Raw genomic sequence first — 379 nt, 5'->3', positions numbered from 1 at the left:
TGAAAAGAATTCATTTTTTAGCCTTTTTACTCTACTTTCTAACAGCGTGTAGTACGGCTCCGTTATCTTTCGAGCCTACAAAGGATTACAAACCGGTTGTAGACGACATTACCAACATTGATGGTATAAACGATACGTACGGAAAAATAACGGATCAAAACGGTGCACCCATTTCGAATGTCGTGGTCACGGATGGCTATGTGTTTACAATAACCGATGAAAAAGGTATATACCTATAACTATTAGCGCAAACAAAATTGTCTTATCCAAAGATAAAAAGTAAATTTTAAGAACACAACCTTTATGAAAAGAAAAATTAATATTTTTTAATATTTTTAAACAAACAAATATACAGATACATGATTTTATTACTAAGTAT

The 379-nt window shown here is 31.4% G+C and carries 1 protein-coding gene; it reads left to right on the top strand.

What is annotated here, in order from left to right; genetic code table 11:
• A partial coding sequence (locus G5B00_RS17940) for a hypothetical protein (protein ID WP_163878847.1) occupies positions 1-239 on the top strand: 239 nt, incomplete at its 5' end.
• Positions 240-379 lie beyond the last annotated feature (140 nt).

Source organism: Parapedobacter sp. SGR-10 (assembly GCF_011030405.1).
GTDB lineage: Bacteria > Bacteroidota > Bacteroidia > Sphingobacteriales > Sphingobacteriaceae > Sphingobacterium.
The sequence above is the reverse complement of the archived record's forward strand: the minus strand, read 5'-3'. Positions and strand labels throughout refer to the sequence as shown.